General features: G+C 63.8%; 14 protein-coding genes. 4 read left to right on the plus strand and 10 right to left on the minus strand.

Translation table 11 applies throughout. From position 1 onward, the window contains the following. Positions 1-67 precede the first annotated feature (67 nt). Entirely contained in the window at positions 68-553 is a 486-nt protein-coding gene (locus LB519_RS01250) for a hypothetical protein (protein ID WP_063171071.1), read from the plus strand. A gap of 14 nt (positions 554-567) precedes the next feature. On the opposite strand, the gene LB519_RS01255 is transcribed toward LB519_RS01250, so the two are convergent. From LB519_RS01255 to LB519_RS01280, 6 genes are all read right to left on the minus strand, one after another. Further along, complete coding sequence (locus LB519_RS01255) at positions 568-1,107, minus strand: hypothetical protein (protein ID WP_063171072.1); 540 nt, start codon at positions 1,105-1,107, stop codon at positions 568-570. Then, positions 1,100-3,976 carry a sarcosine oxidase subunit alpha family protein gene (locus tag LB519_RS01260; RefSeq protein ID WP_063171073.1) on the minus strand — a complete coding sequence of 959 codons (2,877 nt, stop codon included), beginning with the start codon at positions 3,974-3,976 and terminating at the stop codon, positions 1,100-1,102. Before LB519_RS01260 ends, LB519_RS01255 begins: the two co-directional genes overlap by 8 nt. Continuing rightward, the gene (locus LB519_RS01265) at positions 3,973-4,239 is read right to left on the minus strand and encodes a sarcosine oxidase subunit delta (RefSeq protein ID WP_063171074.1); all 267 of its coding nucleotides are present in this window, start codon (positions 4,237-4,239) and stop codon (positions 3,973-3,975) included. The genes LB519_RS01260 and LB519_RS01265 overlap by 4 nt, the downstream gene beginning before the upstream one ends. Positions 4,240-4,309: 70 nt before the next feature. After that, positions 4,310-5,563 carry a sarcosine oxidase subunit beta gene (locus tag LB519_RS01270; RefSeq protein ID WP_224618400.1) on the minus strand — a complete coding sequence of 418 codons (1,254 nt, stop codon included), beginning with the start codon at positions 5,561-5,563 and terminating at the stop codon, positions 4,310-4,312. A gap of 82 nt (positions 5,564-5,645) precedes the next feature. After that, positions 5,646-8,057, minus strand: a complete 2,412-nt coding sequence (locus LB519_RS01275; protein ID WP_224618402.1) for an FAD-dependent oxidoreductase — start codon at positions 8,055-8,057, stop codon at positions 5,646-5,648. A gap of 208 nt (positions 8,058-8,265) precedes the next feature. Continuing rightward, positions 8,266-8,925 carry a TetR/AcrR family transcriptional regulator gene (locus LB519_RS01280; protein ID WP_024501867.1) on the minus strand — a complete coding sequence of 220 codons (660 nt, stop codon included), beginning with the start codon at positions 8,923-8,925 and terminating at the stop codon, positions 8,266-8,268. A gap of 269 nt (positions 8,926-9,194) precedes the next feature. Here LB519_RS01280 and LB519_RS01285 point away from each other — a divergent pair, with 269 nt between their 5' ends. The 3 genes from LB519_RS01285 (at position 9,195) to LB519_RS01295 (ending at position 12,492) form a co-directional block, all read left to right on the plus strand. Continuing rightward, positions 9,195-10,634, plus strand: coding sequence for an aldehyde dehydrogenase family protein (locus tag LB519_RS01285; protein WP_013528145.1), 1,440 nt, complete (start codon positions 9,195-9,197; stop codon positions 10,632-10,634). 91 nt (positions 10,635-10,725) lie between these two features. Then, positions 10,726-11,301 carry a DUF1349 domain-containing protein gene (locus tag LB519_RS01290; RefSeq protein WP_063170443.1) on the plus strand — a complete coding sequence of 192 codons (576 nt, stop codon included), beginning with the start codon at positions 10,726-10,728 and terminating at the stop codon, positions 11,299-11,301. A 216-nt stretch (positions 11,302-11,517) separates the two neighbouring features. Next, positions 11,518-12,492 carry a hypothetical protein gene (locus LB519_RS01295; protein WP_224618404.1) on the plus strand — a complete coding sequence of 325 codons (975 nt, stop codon included), beginning with the start codon at positions 11,518-11,520 and terminating at the stop codon, positions 12,490-12,492. A gap of 185 nt (positions 12,493-12,677) precedes the next feature. Here the strand turns inward: LB519_RS01295 and LB519_RS01300 are convergent, their stop codons facing one another. From LB519_RS01300 to LB519_RS01315, 4 genes are all read right to left on the minus strand, one after another. Next, complete coding sequence (locus tag LB519_RS01300) at positions 12,678-14,210, minus strand: mercuric reductase (protein ID WP_224618406.1); 1,533 nt, start codon at positions 14,208-14,210, stop codon at positions 12,678-12,680. Then, positions 14,200-15,549, minus strand: coding sequence for a glucoamylase family protein (locus LB519_RS01305; RefSeq protein WP_013528141.1), 1,350 nt, complete (start codon positions 15,547-15,549; stop codon positions 14,200-14,202). Before LB519_RS01305 ends, LB519_RS01300 begins: the two co-directional genes overlap by 11 nt. Positions 15,550-15,692: 143 nt before the next feature. Beyond that, the gene (locus LB519_RS01310; RefSeq protein ID WP_224618407.1) at positions 15,693-16,445 is read right to left on the minus strand and encodes an SDR family NAD(P)-dependent oxidoreductase; all 753 of its coding nucleotides are present in this window, start codon (positions 16,443-16,445) and stop codon (positions 15,693-15,695) included. Positions 16,446-16,581: 136 nt separating this feature from the next. Continuing rightward, the gene (locus LB519_RS01315; protein ID WP_224618408.1) at positions 16,582-17,454 is read right to left on the minus strand and encodes an IclR family transcriptional regulator; all 873 of its coding nucleotides are present in this window, start codon (positions 17,452-17,454) and stop codon (positions 16,582-16,584) included. Positions 17,455-17,574 lie beyond the last annotated feature (120 nt).

Genomic DNA, 17,574 nt, shown 5'->3' on the forward strand with positions numbered 1-17,574 from the left:
GCTTACGCGCAATTTACGACCGACCGCTAAAACCGTTCCTGTCTGATTCGTCTGGGACAGGAACGTCATGAGCAAAGCCCTCACATCCTTCGCATTGGTCGCCGTGCTGACCGCCTTGCTCATGGCGTTGAGCCTGGCTGTCGCCAGGCACGGCTATCCCTATGGCGCGATCGGCGTCAGGCGCCTTGACGGCATTGCCGACGCCGGCGTGTTCATCCCGATTGCCGCCGTCTATTTCTTCAGCGCGATGCTGATGATGATCCTGCCGATAAGGGCGGCCGGTATCGTCCTGACCCATGCCGCCGATGCCCTTTTCTGGACCGTGATCGCACTGTTTGCGACCATCGTCGGCTGTATGGTCGCCAGATGGGCGTTCGGGCAGGGCAGCGCCGTGTGGACATTGCTGAACTGGCGGTTCCTGTTTGCCGCGGCGATCGTCGGTTGTCACTTTGTCATGAACGAGCTGCGCCGCAACGTGCTGCTGCGCAGCCTGTTCTTCGCCGTCTTTGCCGCCGCGACGCTGGCCTGCCTGTTCTGGTCGTTCACACTCTGACCAGCCGTAACCGGCTACTTCGCTGATCCTGCGGCGATGTTGCCGGCGGCAATTTCCATCCATGTCCAGAGATAGGCGGCAAGACCGCGATCGACATGGATGCGCAGCTTGGCGTCATGGCGATAGACGACGGCGCTGATGTCGGCGAAGGAGAGCGCTGCACTGGCGCTCGCTTGGCTGGGATCGAGCGTCGTTCCACGCGCGATGAAAGCGTCGAGCGCCGTGCCCTCGGCCTCGAACATTTGCAACCCGGCGCTGATCGCCGTCACCGCGAACCCGTCTGTGTGCCAGCCCGAGGCGATGGCAAGCGGGCTGTTCGAGACGACCAGCAGCCGGTCGCGCGCCAGTCGTGCCGCATAGCGGTCACCTTGTGCGGTGCCAAAGGCTCCGACACCAGTGCGGTCCACGCCAGATACTCGCGCCCATGCGTCGAGATCGCCGCTGACCAGCAACTGGGAGAGGTCGAGGACTGCTCGTATCGCAAGGCCCGGCGTGGCGATGACCGCGCCCTGCCAGTCCGGTGCAACGGACCATTTTTCCGCGAGATCACGCATGCAGCCGGTCTCCTGCCGGGTCGAAGGCGCAAGGGGCGGTAATTGTCGCCTTGCTGATCTTGCCGAGATGCTGGATGTCGATCGTCTCGCCGTGCCGCGTCGCGCCGCGCTCTATCAGCCCAAGCGCAACCGGGCGGCCAAGCGTCGGGCTCTGGTAGCTCGAGGTGACAAAGCCCTGGCTGTGCAATCTCCCGTCGATCCGTTTGATGCCATGCGCGCCGGTCGGCAGCGGTGCTTCGCCTTGCGGCACTGCCAGCCCGACAAGCTGCATGCGATTGTCACGCGACGCCTCCTCGGTGAACAATGAGCGGCGGCCGACGAACTCGGTCTTGCGTTTGGCCCGCGGACCGTGGACGCCGAGATCATGCGGCAATGTGGTGCCGTCGGTGTCCTTGCCGATGACGATAAAACCCTTTTCGGCACGCAGGATCATCAGCGCCTCCAGGCCGATGACGATGGCGTCGAGCGCCTGGCCGGCCTCGCGCAGATGCGCCCATAGCGGCTCGGCGTGGTCGGCCCGGATCGAAATCTCGTAGCTCCTGTCGCCGGTGAAACTGACGCGGGCGATGCGGACTTCGTCGCCGGCATAAGTGCCATGACCGATCGCCATATGCGGCAGGTCGGCATCGTCGAGCGAGAGGCCAAGATGCAGCTTTTCCAGCAGCTTGCGGGCATTTGGCCCCGAAACGGTCAGTGTCGCCATGTCCGGTGTGGCGTTGTGGATGTAAACGGCGCTGCGGCCAAAACGGTCCTGGCGCCATTCCTCCAGCCGCGCATGGACGGCGGCGACATGCGAGGACGAGCACGACACGATGAAGCGATGCTCGTCCAGCCGCACCAGCACGCCGTCGTCGAAGACCACGCCGTTCTCAGACAGCATGAAGCCATAGCGGCAGCGGCCCGGTTTCAGTGTTGACATGGTGTTGTAGTAGAGGAAATCGACGAACGCCGTCGCCTGCGGCCCGATCACCTCGATCTTGCCGAGCGTCGAACCATCGAACAGCGCGACCGACTGGCGCGCACGTCGCGCCTCGTCCGCGATCGAACGTTCCGCGTCCGCGTTGCCGCCATAGTGGGCAGGCCGCAGCCAGCCGCCATATTCCTGGAAGACAGCGCCGCTGGCGCGATGGACGTTTTCGAGCGGCAGTCGCCGTACCGGCGCCATCAATTCACCGACGCGCGCGCCGGCAAAGCTTGCCAGCGGCACCGGCGTGAACGGCGGCCGGTAGGTGGTGGTGCCGACCTCCGGCACCGTGCGGCCGGTAATCCCTGCCATCAGCGCCAGCCCGGGCAGGTTGGAGGTCTTGCCCTGGTCGGTCGCCATGCCGAGCGTGGTGTAGCGCTTCAGATGTTCGACCGAGACGAAGTTTTCGCGTGCGGCCAGCTCGACGTCCTTCACCGTCACGTCGTTCTGGTAGTCGATCCAGATGCGGCCTTTCGAGCCCGGCATCGGCCAGGCCGGGAGAATGCCGTCCGTCGCCTCCGGCCCGGTGCTGCGTGGTGTTGCCGCGTTCTCCTTGCCGGCGAATGCCTTTTCCACGCCGGCAAACACCTCCGACAAGGAGACCGCGCCGGCTGCGGCGCCGACCACGGCGATACCGCCGACCGGTTCGCCCGGCAGGAAGGCCGCGCGCGCATCGCTCCAGGCGAGCTTGCCCCTGGCCTGGCCGAAGAGATGGATGGTCGGCGTCCACCCGCCGGAGACCACAACGCAATCGGCATCGAACCTCGTGCCGTCGTCGAGCGTCACGCCGTCGACGCGCAGCTTGCCGCTGGCGGATGCGAGAGAACGCCCCTTGATCAGCCGGACATTGGCCGCCGCCGCAGGCGCGCCGTCACGCCGGATATCGACAAGCCTGACTTCGGCGCCAACCTCGGCAAGCGCCCCCGCCACCTCATAGGCGCTGTCATTGTTGGTGGCGACGATGATGCGGCGGCCGACCAGCACAGCGTGGCGCCGGAGATAGGCGAACGCCGCATCCGCCGACATGATGCCCGGCAGATCGTTGTTGGCGAAAGGCAGCGGCCGCTCGATGGCGCCGGTCGCCAGCACGATCTGGCGCGGCCTGACCCGCCACAGCGTATCCGGCCGGCCGTCGAGATGACGCTGGTTCAGCCCGACCAGATTGTGGTCGTAAATGCCGAAGGCGGTGGTCGAAGGCAGGATGAGGTGACCGCCAGCGGCAAGCCCGGCAATCGTCTCCTTGACCCATACGGCCGCCGGCTTGCCGTCGATCTCCGCGGCACGATGGCCGAGCGATCCGCCGGGACTCTGCTGGTCGTCGACCAGTGTGACGGTCAGGCCAGCACCGGACGCCAGCCCTGCCGCCGCCAGCCCGGCCGGTCCCGCGCCTACAACCAGCACATCGCAATGATGGTTGATCTGGTCGGCCTTGCCGGGCGAGGTCCAGTCGGCGTCGACTGTGCCCAATCCCGCCATGGCGCGGATGCGCGGCTCGAACCTGTGCCAGTCCGGCCACATGAAGGTCTTGTAGTAGAACGCCGCTGGAATGAAGCGCGCGAAACGGTCGAGGAAGGCGTTGCGGTCGGCCAGCGCGCTGGGCGTGGCGTTGACGCTTTTCGCCACCAGTCCGTCCCGGGCCGGCTCGGTCGTGGCGCGGGTGTTCGGCGTTGCCCGCGTGCCGCCGATATCGACCAGCGCATTTGGCTCCTCGACGCCGGCGCCCCATATGCCGCGCGGCCGGTGGTATTTGAAGCTGCGGCCGACGACCGCGACGTCACCCGCCAGCAGCGCCGAGGCGATGGTGTCACCGGCAAAGCCTTGCACGATGGTTCCGTCGAAGCTGAAGCGGATCGGGCGCGAGCGGTCGATGGCGCTGCCGCCGGTGGCAAGACGTGAGGCGGTCACGCGACGTGCTCCCCGCCGAGTGCGGCCGAGGACAGCACCTTGTGGGTGACGGTGTCGCGCTCCATAACGAAGAACTCGCCGCAGTTCATGTGAACCCAGATCTCGCGCGCCGCGCCTTTCGGATTGGTGCGCAGATAGAGATAGTTTGCCCAGCGATCGATCGGCACATCGGCGCCATCCGGCCTGATGTTGCCGGCATCGCCGCCATAGTGGAATTCGGTTTCGTCGCGCGGACCACAGAATGGGCAAGGAAAGAGCTGCATAAAATCCTCAATCTTCGTCTTTATGCATGTCGTTCTCCCAAAACCGCTGCGCACTTTTGGGCGACATGCATCAGTGCGCGATGCCGGAGCCGGCCGCTTCGTCGATCAGCCGCCCGCTGGCGAAGCGATCAAGGTCGAATGGACGGCTGATGTGGTTGTGTTCGCCAGTCGCCAGCAGGTTCGCCAGCAGCGTGCCGCCTGCGGGAATGGCCTTGAAGCCGCCCGTGCCCCAGCCGCAATTGAGGAACAGGCCGGGCAGCGGCGAGGGGCCGATGATCGGCGAGGAGTCCGGCACGACATCGACGATCCCAGCCCATTGCCGCATCAGCTTGAGCTGGCCGAAGATCGGGAACATCTCCAAAAGGCCGGCGATCACCCCCTCCAGCGTCGGCAGATTGCCGCGTTGCGCATAGGAAGGAATGCGGTCGAGCCCGCCGCCGATGACGATCTCGCCCTTGTCCGACTGGCTGACATAGACGCCGCAGCCGGGCGACAGCACCACCGTGTCGAGGATCGGCTTGACCGGTTCGGACACGCAGGCCTGCAGCGCATAGGAATTGATCGGCAGGCGGAAGCCGGCCTTGGCCGCCAGCACCGAAGAATGCCCGGCCACCGCCATGCCGATACGCTCGGCACGGATCGCGCCACGCGAGGTCTGGACGCCACGGAAGCGGCCGCCCTCGATGATGAAATCGGTGATCTCGCAGTTCTGGATGATGTCGACGCCGAGTCGGCTTGCGGCCCGCGCATAGCCCCAGGCGACCGCATCATGGCGTGCCGTTCCGGCCCTGCCTTGCCAGATACCGCCGAACACCGGGAAGCGTGCGTCCGGTGAAAAATTGTAGATCGGCGCCACCCGGCGCACATCGTCAGGCGAAAACAGCTCTGCATCGATGCCGTTGATCTGCATGGCGTTGACGGTGCGGGCGCCGATCTCCATCTCGCCGGTCGAGTGGCAGAGATTGACCATGCCGCGTTGCGACAGCATGACGTTGTAGTTGAGCTCTTTCGACAATCCCTCATAGAGCCGGTGCGCCAGCCCGTATAGCTCGACGCTCTCCGGATAATAGTAGTTGGAGCGCACCACGGTGGTGTTGCGGCCGGTGTTGCCGCCGCCGATCCAGCCTTTTTCCAGCACCGCTACCCTGGTGATGTTGTGATTCTTGGCCAGGTAATAGGCCGTTGCCAGCCCATGGCCGCCGCCACCGATGACGATCGCATCATAGGACAGTTTCGGCTCGGGCGAGCGCCACGCCGGTTGCCAGCCGGTTTGGCCGGCCAGGCCCTCCTTGAACAGCGAAAAGGCGGAATAGCGTGTGGTCATGACGTGCCGGACAGGCCTGATTTTCGGAAAGAAACGTGGATCATCGCATGGTCTTCCGCACCGACGTCACCGGTTCGATCGGTCATGCCCGCATCGCCTTGCCCAGCGGATCGTATGGCGACGAGGCGATGACGCGCGCACCTCTTTCGACGCCGACGATGTGGGTTGTCAACTGCGTATCGATATCAGCCACCTCGCGCTCGACCAGCGCCATGGCGAGGCTCTTGCCGACCGTATGGCCGTAGCCGCCCGAGGTGACGAAGCCAGCAAGCTTGCCTCTATACCAGACCGGCTCGTAACCGCTGGCATCGGCGTCCGCCGCGTCGATTTCGAGCGTCACCAGCGTGCGCCTCGATGAAGCCTTCAGCTCCTTCCGGGCCGCCTCGCGGCCGATGAAATCGCCCTTGTCGAAAGCGATCCAGCGGTCCATCCCGGTCTCATCGGGCGTATAGTCCTGCGTGAACTCGCGCGACCAGATACCAAAGCTCTTTTCGAGCCGCAGCGAATTGACCGCGCCGAAGCCGTATTCGGTGACGCCCAGATCGCTGCCTGCGGCAAGCAGCGCGCGGCGCAGGCCTGCGTGCTCATTGGCCTGGCAATGGATCTCGTAGCCGAGTTCGCCGATGACCGAGAGCCGCCCGACTTTGGCCCGCACCAGCCCGACATCCAATGTCTTGCAGGCTAGAAAGCCAAAGGCCTCGTGCGAAACGTCCTGATGTGTGAGGCGCTCAAGCAACATTCGCGCATTGGGACCAGCCAGCGAGAAACCGACGACCGCGTCTGAAATGTCGCGGACGGTGACGCCGTCGCTCATATGCTGCTCGAACCAGCGCATATGCCACTGGCGCAGATAGTAGGATCCCATGATCCACCAGGAGCCATCGCCCCAGTTGAAGACGGTGAGGTCACCCTTGAGCTTGCCGTTTTCGCCGAGCATAGGCGCGAGCTTGGCGCGACCCGGCTTGGGCAGCGCACAGGCAAGCAGCCGGTCGAGCCAAGCTTCCGCCTGCGGCCCGGCGATTTCGTAGCGCGAGAAGGCAGTGATATCGAGCAGACCGACGCCCTCGCGCACCTTGCGGCATTCCTGTGCGACGATGTCGAAGGCGTTGGAGCGCTTCAGCGTCGGTGTCTCGACGAAGCCATGCGGCGCGAAATAGAGCGGCACTTCCATGCCCCATGAATTGCCCCAGCGCGCGCCGGCGGCATCCATCGCGTCATGCGCGCCGGCTGTCTTCAAGGGCCGCCCCGCCGGCAACTGCTCGTTGGGATAGCTCATGACAAAGCGGCGCGAATAGAACTGCCCGGTGGTCTGCCTGATGTATTCGCGGTTGGAGGCGAAATCGCCATAGCGGGCGATGTCCATGCCGTAGACATCGGCTTCCGGCTCGCCATGGATCATCCATTCGGCAAGCGACTTGCCGACCCCGCCGCCTTGCAGGAAACCGGCCATGACGCCGCACGCCACCCAGTAGTTGGGAACCCCGCGCACCGGGCCGACCAGCGGATTGCCGTCCGGCGAGAAGGTGAAGGCGCCGTTCACCCAGCGCTTGATGCCGGCATTCTCCAGGCAGGGGTATCGGCTGAAGCCGAGGGCCAACTCGTCGGCGATGCGGTCGGTGTCTTCCTGGATCAGTTCAATGCCGTAATCCCACGGCGCCCCATCCATGTTCCAGTGCTTGTGGTTGATCTCGTAGATGCCGAGCAGCAGGCCTTTCTGTTCCTGGCGCATGTAGGTGAAGCCTTCGAGATCGACGATCAGCGGCAATTCCTTGTCCAGCGCCTGGATTTCGGGCAGCGCCTCGGTGACGAGATAATGGTGCTCCATCGGCGACACCGGCAGGTCGATGCCGGCCATCCGGCCGACCTGCTTGGCCCACAGCCCGCCGGCATTGACGACGTGTTCGGCAATCACCGTGCCCTTCTCGGTGACTACGTCCCAGCCGCCGTCCGCGCGGCGGTTGAGTGCCAGCACGCGGTTGTGCTCGATGATATCGGCGCCGCGCAGCCTGGCTGCCTTGGCATAGGCGTGCACGACGCCCGAGGGATCGATATGGCCTTCGCGCGCGGCATAGAGTCCACCCAGCATGCCGTCGGTGTTGAGGATCGGGCAGCGCTGCTTGATCTCATCGACTCCGACCAGGTGGACATCGTCGATGCCCATGGTCTGGAAGATGCGGTAGGAAGTCTTGAGCCATTCCCAGCGCTCCGGCGCCGAGGCGACCGAAATACCGCCGGTCATGTGCATGCCGATGCTCTGGCCCGATTCCTTCTCGACCTCGGAGAGCAGGTCGATCGTGTAGGCCTGCAGGGCGGCGATGTTGGGATCGGCGTTCAGCGCATGGAACCCGCCGGCCGCATGCCAACTCGACCCTGCGGTCAGCACCTCGCGTTCGATCAGCGCGACGTCGCTCCAGCCGAACTTCGCCAGGTGATAGAGCACCGAGGCTCCAACCACTCCGCCGCCGATGACGATCGCCCGATATTGGGATTTCATCCTGTCGCACTCCACCCAGCCAGTGTGGCGTACCCTATCGGTATTGTACATATGTGTCTAGAGCTTGGCGGATAGCGGAATGAGCGCCCCATGACGCCGCTCTGCGCCGATACGGCAGAGGGCTCCTCTGCTGCTGTCGGCAGCAACCGTGCTTGCTATTGGGCCGATGCGCGAAGCGAAATCGTCAGGCCGCGGCGGCCGGGCCGTACTATCGGTTGCGCGAAAGCGTCTTCTCGACATAGCGCGAGAAGTCCTCGACATCCTCCGCCGGAGGCTCCTGGCCGGTGAAGCTGCGCAGATAACCGGCGACGTGAGGCAGGCGGCTGCTCATCGGCTCGTTGAGCTCAAGCGAGTAATAGCCGATCTGCATGAAATACAGCACGCGGGCCCGCACGAAGGCATCCTCCTCGTCGTAGCCGTGACGCATGAACATGTCGCGTATGGCGTTGACACGCTCCTCGTCGGCCTCGTCTAACGCGCGCCTGATGGCGGGCGAGCGACGGGCCCAGGCCCTGATCGCGAAATCCAGCTGGGGGTCGAACAGCCTTTCGTCCACCCAGCATTCGAAAATGCTCATCACCCCGCGTATGACGGTGGCGGAAGGCCGCCTGGCGCGTTCCACGATGAATTTGGTATTCGTCTGCCGCCAGTAATCCAGCAACTGGTCGAGCAGATCCTGCCGGCTCTTGAAATACCAGTAGAAGCTGGAGCGCGACACATCGAGCTTCTGGCCAAGCGTCAGCACGCGGACGCGTTCGACTCCGTCAGAGATCAACGTTTCAAGCGCAAGCTTCAGCCAGTCTTCGCGAGTGGCCTTGATGTTGCCGGTGGCGCCGGCGCGCTGAATCGTCGTTTCGAGAGCTGCCATCGACACGACGCATGACATGCTGCCTCAGGCAAATCAAGGCTATGGACATAAGTGTACAGGATGAATCGGCCCAAGCCGATTGATGCACGATGGAGGTTGGCTGCATCGAGGCTCGATGGGGAATCGTCGTCGCCCGCCATCCGCGCGGCGCAGGCACGGGGATTTTTGTCGCGGCTGGCGGTTCACTGTTTGCTTTCCCGCGAGGCAATTGTCTGGCAAATACCAGTTCAGACAGATGCCCGCGCGGCCAACAAGCAGGAACACACGATATGACGCTGTTTCGAAAGAACCTCATCGATGGCGAGTGGGTCGGCGATGCCGGTTCGCGCAACATCAACCCCTCGGATACCGGCGACGTCGTCGGCGACTATGCCTCGGCGGGTGTCGAACAGGCCCAGCAGGCGATCGCCGCGGCCAAGGCAGCGTTCCCGGCTTGGTCCCGCTCCGGTCCGCTGGCGCGTCACGCGGTGTTGAAAAAGGCCTCCGACGAGATTCTGGCGCGCAAGGACGAGATCGGCCGCAACCTGGCGCGAGAGGAAGGCAAGACGCTGGCCGAAGGCATCGGCGAGACAATTCGCGCCGCCCAGATATTCGACTTCTTTGCCGGCGAAACGTTGCGTTTGACCGGAGAGGTCGTGCCGAGCGTGCGGCCGGGCGTCGGCGTCGAGATGACGCGCGAGGCGGTCGGCGTGGTCGGCATCATCACGCCGTGGAATTTTCCGATCGCTATTCCGGCCTGGAAGATCGCCCCGGCGCTGACACACGGCAACACCGTCGTCTTCAAGCCGGCGGAACTGGTTCCCGAGAGCGCCTGGACCATCGTCGACATCCTGCATCGCGCCGGCCTGCCGAAGGGCGTGCTCAATCTCGTCATGGGCAAGGGCTCGGTCGTCGGTCAGGCGATGCTCGACAGTCCCGATGTCAACGCCATCAGCTTCACCGGCTCGGTCGGCACCGGCAAGCGCGTCGCTGCGGCAAGCATCGAACACATGCGCAAGTTCCAGCTTGAAATGGGCGGCAAGAACCCGCTGGTCGTGCTCGACGATGCCGACCTCGCGATCGCCGTCGATTGCGCGCTCAACGGTGCCTTCTTCTCGACCGGCCAGCGCTGCACCGCCTCGTCCAGGCTGATTGTGGCTGACGGCATTCACGACCGCTTCGTCGACGCCCTCAAGGATCGCATGAGCAAACTGGTCATCGGCGATGCGCTCGACGCGCAGACCCAGATCGGTCCTGTCGTCGACGCGACGCAGCTGAAGCAGGACGAGGACTATATCGCCATCGGCGTCAGGGAAGGTGCCACGCTCGCCTTCGGTGGCGAGCGGCTCGACCGCAAGACGCCGGGCTTCTACCTGCAGCCGGCGTTGCTGACCGAGGCGACCAACGCCATGCGCAGTTCGCGCGAGGAGATTTTCGGGCCTGTCGCCAGCGTCATTCGCGTCAAGGACTATGACGAGGCGCTTTCCGTTGCCAACGACACGCCCTTCGGCTTGACCTCCGGCATCTGCACCTCGAGCCTCAAGCATGCCACGCACTTCAAGCGCAATTCGGAGGCCGGCATGGTGATGGTCAACCTGCCGACGGCGGGTGTCGATTTCCATGTTCCCTTCGGCGGCCGCAAGGGTTCGAGCTATGGGCCGCGCGAGCAGGGCCACTATGCGGCGGAGTTCTACACCACGGTGAAGACGGCCTATACATTCGCGGGCTGATCGGCCGTCGACCGATCAGCCGGGCTGATCGGTCACTGCCGACCACGCCGGCAACCCCGCCATGAACATCTGGATTGGAGCGGCGCGAAGGATGACAGTGCAGGACCTGACCTGGCTTAACCCGCCGCCGCACCATTCTATCGACGGCGACAGCGTTCGTGTGCGCACCGGCAAGGAGACCGATTTCTGGCGCGAGACCTTCTACGGTTTCTGGCGCGACAATGGCCACTTCCTGCACCGGCCCGTCGAAGGCGATTTCACCGCCGAGGTCACCGTCAAAGGCGACTACGAGGTGCTTTATGATCAGGCGGGGCTGATGGTGCGGCTCAGCGAAACCCATTGGATCAAGGCCGGTATCGAGTACACCGACGGCCTTGCCTATTTCTCCGTCGTGGTCACCAACGACACGTCAGACTGGTCGCTGGTCGCCATTCATGCCGGTCCGGGCGGCGTCAGGATCCGGCTGACCCGTCACGCCGAAACGATCCGTGTCCAGTATCTCGATGCTTCCGACGGCCACTGGAAGCCTGTGCGGCTCGCCTACTTTCCGATCTCCAGGACGGTCGATGTCGGCATGATGTGCTGTTCGCCGCAACGCGAGGGCTTCGAGGTCACATTCTCCGGCTTTTCGGTGGGGCCGCCGATATCGCGGGAATTGCACGATTGAGACGTGCGGCCTGCGCCGACCGCAAGCCCTTCGACCTTTGTCATAATCAAGTCTGTAGATCGCCGCCTGCCTCGCCGGCGGCTGCGCCTGTCGTAAGTTGGGTTCTCCGGAGCCGGAATGGGTATTGCGGGGAAACTTTTGGCCTATGTTCCGCTCAAGGCGAATATGTCGGGCAGCACGTTGCAACGGTATTGGCATCCGCGCTAGGAGTTGCCCATGGGCAGGTTGCGAAGGGCAGTCAAAAGAGCCGTCTATTCCAGGGCGCTGAGATTTCTTGGCGTTCCGCCCGTGCTGTGGTCGCAGGGGATCGGACATTTCTGCGATTTCGCCGGGCCGCGCTGGTATCGCAACGCGTCAACCGCATCGACACAGAGCGAGGCATTTTTCCGCCAGCATTACAGCGGCGCACATGGCATCGTCTGGCTGCGTCTGAGCACCTTGTCCAGGGATGCGCAAACCTGTGATCTCGACACGTTCGTCAGGATCGTGTTGCCAACGATCACGGCACCGTTCACGCTGCTGACGACCGATGGCGATGCTTCGGTGCCGTCGGATCTGGCGAAGGACACCGTCGACCAGCTTCTCGCCAACCCCTTCCTGGTCTCCTGGTACAGCCAGAATTGTGACGGCACTCACCCCAGGGTCAAGCCTTTCCCGATCGGGCTCGATCTTCACACGCCTCGGTCCTTCGCCACGCCGGAAGGGCTTGTGAAGCAACTGGAAATCATACGCGCCCGGCAGGATCATGTGGACCGCCGCCCGCCCAGACTGTTCTCTGATTTCAGCATCAGCAATGGCTCGAGACAGCGCCGGGAACTGCTTGATGCCCTGCGCGGATGTCCGCATATCGATTTCCTGACGAAACGCGTCTCGCAGCGCTCGATCTGGCAACTGTACTCGCAATACCCGCTTGTGCTGTCCACCGAAGGCAACGGCCTGGACTGCCATAGGACATGGGAGCTGTTCTATCTCGGCTGCATCGTCGTCACCAAGACCTCGCCGCTCGACCCGCTCTATCAGGGTCTGCCGGTCATTATCGTCGACGACTGGCATGAGGTCAGGGACCCCGATGCGCCAAGGCGCTGGATAGAGCAGGTTAAGCATCTGACCGAGCGCGACCATGTTTGGGGACGCTTGCATCCGCAAACCTATCTCGAGCCCATTCGGCAAGAACTTCTGCACGCACCCTGACAGGGCAGCCACGAAATTGGAGTCGCGGTCGGCAGGGCCCGCAGGATCCGCGGAAATATAGAGCCGGCTAACCTCTGGATGGCGTCGACGTTTGGCGGATATCCGAGATGGTCGACGAGGCTTTCGTCAAGCGCCGCATCGTCGCCGAATGTCCGACGCACCAGCTGCGGCAGGCTGCCGGAATGTCACCATCGCCTGGACCACGCCAACCAGCGGCCAGCCAGATGCTTCCATGATGAGGTGAGCCTTGTCCGCCGATAGGCGTCGCCGGCCATCTTTATGCCTAGCGCCTGCGTCGGGAAGGGATGGATGACGTCGGCCAGCGCACGCAATCCCATGCCCGATTTGATGGCCAGCGACACCGCATTGATCATCTCACCGGCATGGCTGGCGACGACCGTGGCGCCCAGGATGCGGTCGGACCCTTCCCTGACGTGGATTTTGACGAAACCCTCCTCCTCGCCGTCCATGACCGCCCGGTCGACATCGTGCATCAGCACCGTATAAGTCTTGACCGGGATGCCGTTCTGGCGCGCCTCCGCCGGATAGAGGCCGACATGGGCGATCTCCGGATCGGTGTAGGTGCACCACGGAATGACCAGCTCGCTCAGTTTCCTGCGTCCGAGAAACAGGGCATTGCGCACGACCATGCGAGCTGTGGCCTCGGCGGTGTGGGTGAATTTGTAGGCGAGGCAGACATCGCCCGCCGCATAGATGTGCGGATTTGTGGTGCGGAGATAATCGTCCACCTTGATACCGTCGGCATCGTATGCCACCCCGGCGTTTTCCAGGTCGAGGCCGTCGACATTGGGCGATCGGCCGATGCCGGTGATGATCTCGTCGACGGAAATCGTTGTCGTGATGTCGTCGCACACCAGATCGGCGAGCTTCTTGCCGCCTTCCGTTCGCACCGCTACCACCTCGGTGTTGAGGCGAACCTCGACACCTTCGCGCGCCAGCGCGTCCGAAAGGATCTGGGCGGCGTCGCGTTCCTCGCCGGGCAGGAACATCGGTTCCCGTTGCGCCAGGATGACCTTGGCACCGAGCAGGCAGAAGGCCTGCGCCGCCTCGCAGCCGAGCGGTCCGCCGCCAATGACCAGAAGCCGCTTCGGGCACTCCGTGAGCTCGAACATGGTCTCGTTGCTGAGATAGCCGGCCTCGGCAAGGCCTGGAATCGTCGGCAGCCTCGGGCGCGCGCCTGTCGCGATCAGCGCCTTCCTGAAACGCAAGGTTTGTCCGGCGACCGTGACAGCGTCCGGTCCGGAAAACAGCGCTTCGCCGAAATAAAGGTCGATGCCTTCGGAAACCAGCCTATCGGCGGCATCCGCGCGGCTGATCCGCTGCCGGATCTGCCGCATCCGCGTCATGGCGCGCGGAAAGTCGACGTGAAGACGGTCCGGCATGTCGCCGCCGAAATTCTCGGCATCGCGCATGTCGGCATAAAGCCTTGCGGTGCGGATGATCGACTTGGACGGGATGCAACCGACATTGACGCAAGTTCCGCCGATCAGATTGCGCTCGATGAGCGCGACCTTTGCGCCGAGGCCGGCCGCTTCGTAGGCGGCAGTCAGCCCAGCCGGCCCGGCACCGATGACGACGAGGTTGTAGGGACCGTCCGGCTGCGGGTTCTTCCAGTGCGGCGGATGGGCGCTCGCGATCAGACTGATGTCGTTGCTGTCGACGGGGAAGGCGGTGGTCCTGGTCCGGTCACGCGACATTGCCGCCACCTGACGCCGGGCTTGCCGGCTGAGACAGCCAGCCGCCATTGAATCCGGCCTTGTGCAGGCCGCGACGGATATGCTGATTGGACCGCATCAGCTTCCAGATCAGCCCTGACCGATGGTTCTCGATCATCATCACCACGATACCCTGATCCAGCCCATAGTGGCCTTCCGACACCCAGCCGTGCCTCCCGAATTTACGCCGGTTCGCCAATGTCGGATTGAAGCCGCTCGGCAGCCGGAAATTGTCGATCACCTCGGGGTAGCGATCACCGAGATGGCGCAGCGCCGCCAGGCAGATCTCCGGCGCGAAAGGCAGTGATGCCGGATAGGACCAAGGGGCGATCGTCCCGTCATCGGGCCCGAACGGAGCGCCGCGCGCGGCATAGCCGGAAAACCGCCGGCGCTGTCGCTCCACGCTGGTGCGGAAGCCGCCCGGCCCGTCGCCCGCCGAAAGTCCCCAAAGGTTCTCTTCATAGCCGTCATAGCCGTAAGGGTTGTGGCGCGCATAGTCGCGATGCAGATAGGTCGAGCGGCGGCTGTTTTCGAAATAGTCCGAGTTCTTCTCGCGCATGAAGGCGTCGCGGATGCCGGCGAAATCGATCCAGGCATGCGAGAACTGGTGCATGAACAATGGGCCGCCATACAGCACGTCGTAGCCGTAGATGTTTTCCCACTGATAGGTCGCCGTCCAGCCCTCGTAGCTGTTATCCGAGGTCGGACTGTCAGGCGAGGCCATCGACAGCACGTAGAGGATCGTCGCTTCGTTGTAGCCCTCCCAGCCATAGTGCAGAAAGCCGCTCTTTGGCTTCCAGCCTTGCCGCAGGGTCGGGCTTGAACCTTGTGCCCACCGCCAGTCGACGCGCCGGTAGAGCGCCTCGGCCAGTTGGCGGATTTCGGCTTCCTCGTCATCGTCACCGGAGAAATAAGCGCTCGCCACCAGCATGCCTGATATCAGCAACGCCGTATCCACCATCGACAGTTCGCAGCGCCAGACGCGCAGGCCGGTCCGCATATCGAGGAAATGGTAGTAAAAACCCTTATGGCCGGTGACGTCGTCGCTATTGCCTTGCCGGCTGGTCGAGAAGAAACGCAGCGCGGCCAGCGTCAGCTTCGCGGCGGCATCGCGCGTCATCCAACCGCGCTCGACGCCGATCGGATAGCTGGACAGCGCGAAGCCGACGACAGCGATGCTGGCCGGCGAATTTGGCCGCGATGTGTCGGCGACCAGTCCGTTTTCGGGGTTCACGTTATCGAGGAAGTAATCGAAGGCGGCGCGCTGATAGCGGTCCAGAAGCTCATCGTCGGACAGTGCGGCAGATTCGGCTCTAAGCAAAAGTAGCAAACTCCCGCCTGACGGCTGCATTCCGTGTCATGGTTCCCGCTACCTTGTCGCGACTTGTCGATTCGAGGCGTCCAACTATACGCCCGCATGCTCCATCCGTTGCACCGTCACGTGGAATTGAGATTCGTTCTGCCTCAGTAGGTGGCGCGGCCGCCGGAAACGTCGAACACGGCGGCCGTCGTGAACGAACACTCTTCCGAGGCGATCCAGCAGATCAGCGCCGCCACCTCGTCGACCTCGCCAAAGCGCGCCATCGGTATCTTGGACAGCATGAAGTCGATGTGCTCCTGGCTCATCTGCTTGAAGATCGCGGTGCGCACGGCGGCTGGTGTGACGCAATTCACCGTCACCTTGGTCTTGGCCAGTTCCTTGCCGAGCGACTTGGTCAGGCCGATCACCGCGGCCTTGGACGTGCTGTAGGCGGAGGCGTTGGGATTGCCTTCCTTGCCGGCGATCGAGGCGATGTTGACGATGCGGCCATAGTTGCGCTCGAGCATATGCGGCACGAGCGCCTTGTTGCAGTAGAAGACGCCGTTGATGTTGATGTCGATGACCTTCTGCCAATCTTCCGCCGAATAGTTCCAGGTCGTCATGTTCGGCCCGGTGATCGCCGCGCTGGTGACCAGGATATCGACACCGCCAAGCGCTTCGAGCGTTGACCGGGCAGCGCGCTCCACGCCAGCGGCATCGGCAACGTCGATAGCGATGCCGTGAAGACTGGGGATGACGGCCTTGGCCTGTTCGATCTGGGCGGGATCGCGATCCCAGACCGAAACCCGTCCGCCTTCTTCGACAATCCTCTGCGCCACCGCCAGACCAATGCCCGATGCGCCACCGGTGATGACCGCCACCCGGTCGCTGAACCGTCCTGCAAAATTCATCGGCATCCGATCTCCCCCCGTCACCTGAACCCGATGGACTGACAACGCGAGCGCCATGCCATCGGCGGCGACTGTGCTGCCACCACCAGGCAAGTTCAAGCCGGCATGCAGCCCGATCGTCTGGACCAATCCCGTGCCGGGATTACACGGGAATTCCCTCGAGCTGGTCGCCCAGTGCTTTCACCATCGCCACCAGCGCCGGTCCGATCTCGGCATGCGCGCGGTCCTCGGTGATGATCTCGCCGATGCCGCCGCAGGTGATGGCAACCAGCGGCGAGCCGTCACGCGGGCGGAACGGCACGCCGACTGCATGGATGTAGCTGTGCCAGGCGCCGAACGACGTCACATAGCCCTGGCGTGCATATTGGGCGATCGCATCGTCGATCGCCACCGCGATCATCGCTGCCTTGTCCGGCTCCGCCTCCTGCAAAGCCCGTACAAGGCTGACGCGCTCCTCGGGTGAAAGGGCCGCCGCATAGGCCAGCCCCATCGATGTCTTCCAGATCGGCAGATAGGAGCCCGGGTTGAGCCGCAGCGTGACAAGGCTCTCCGACCGGCAATTGGCGAGATACACCATGTTGAGGCTGTCGCGCGTGCCGAGCGCCACCGCCGCCCCCGTCAAATCGGCCAGCGGCTGCATCAGCGGCCGGGCGACGTGCACGACGGCGCTTGAACTGAGCGCCGAATAGCCGAGCGCCACGGTAGCCGACCCCAGGCTGTAGCGGCCGAGATCCTTGTCGTACAGGAGGTAGCCGAGCGCGCTCAGCGTATAGGTGATGCGCGACACCGTGGCCTTGGGCAGGCCGGTGCGGGCAATGATGTCCTGGTTGCCGAGCGAGGCGTCGCCCGGCCGGAAGGCGCGCAGGATGCCGAGCCCGCGCACCAGCGACGACGAAAGCTGTGCGCCTTCGCCTTCAAGCTCCGTCTCGTCCCTGGTGGCTCGCTTGCGCACGCTGAGGTCTTTCTGGCGTCGTCGTCCGCCTGTCGGGCCGGTGACGTCGGCACTGTCGATCAAAAATGAAATTAAATTCCATTTATATTGACAGCGGCTTTCGCGGGCTGTCAATATGTTTCCGTCGATGGCATGTCCCAGCGCCTTGTGCCATCTTACGAAGCCCCTCCTTGTGAAGGTAGC

The organism is Mesorhizobium sp. AD1-1 (genome assembly GCF_020164655.1).
Classification (GTDB): domain Bacteria; phylum Pseudomonadota; class Alphaproteobacteria; order Rhizobiales; family Rhizobiaceae; genus Mesorhizobium; species Mesorhizobium ciceri.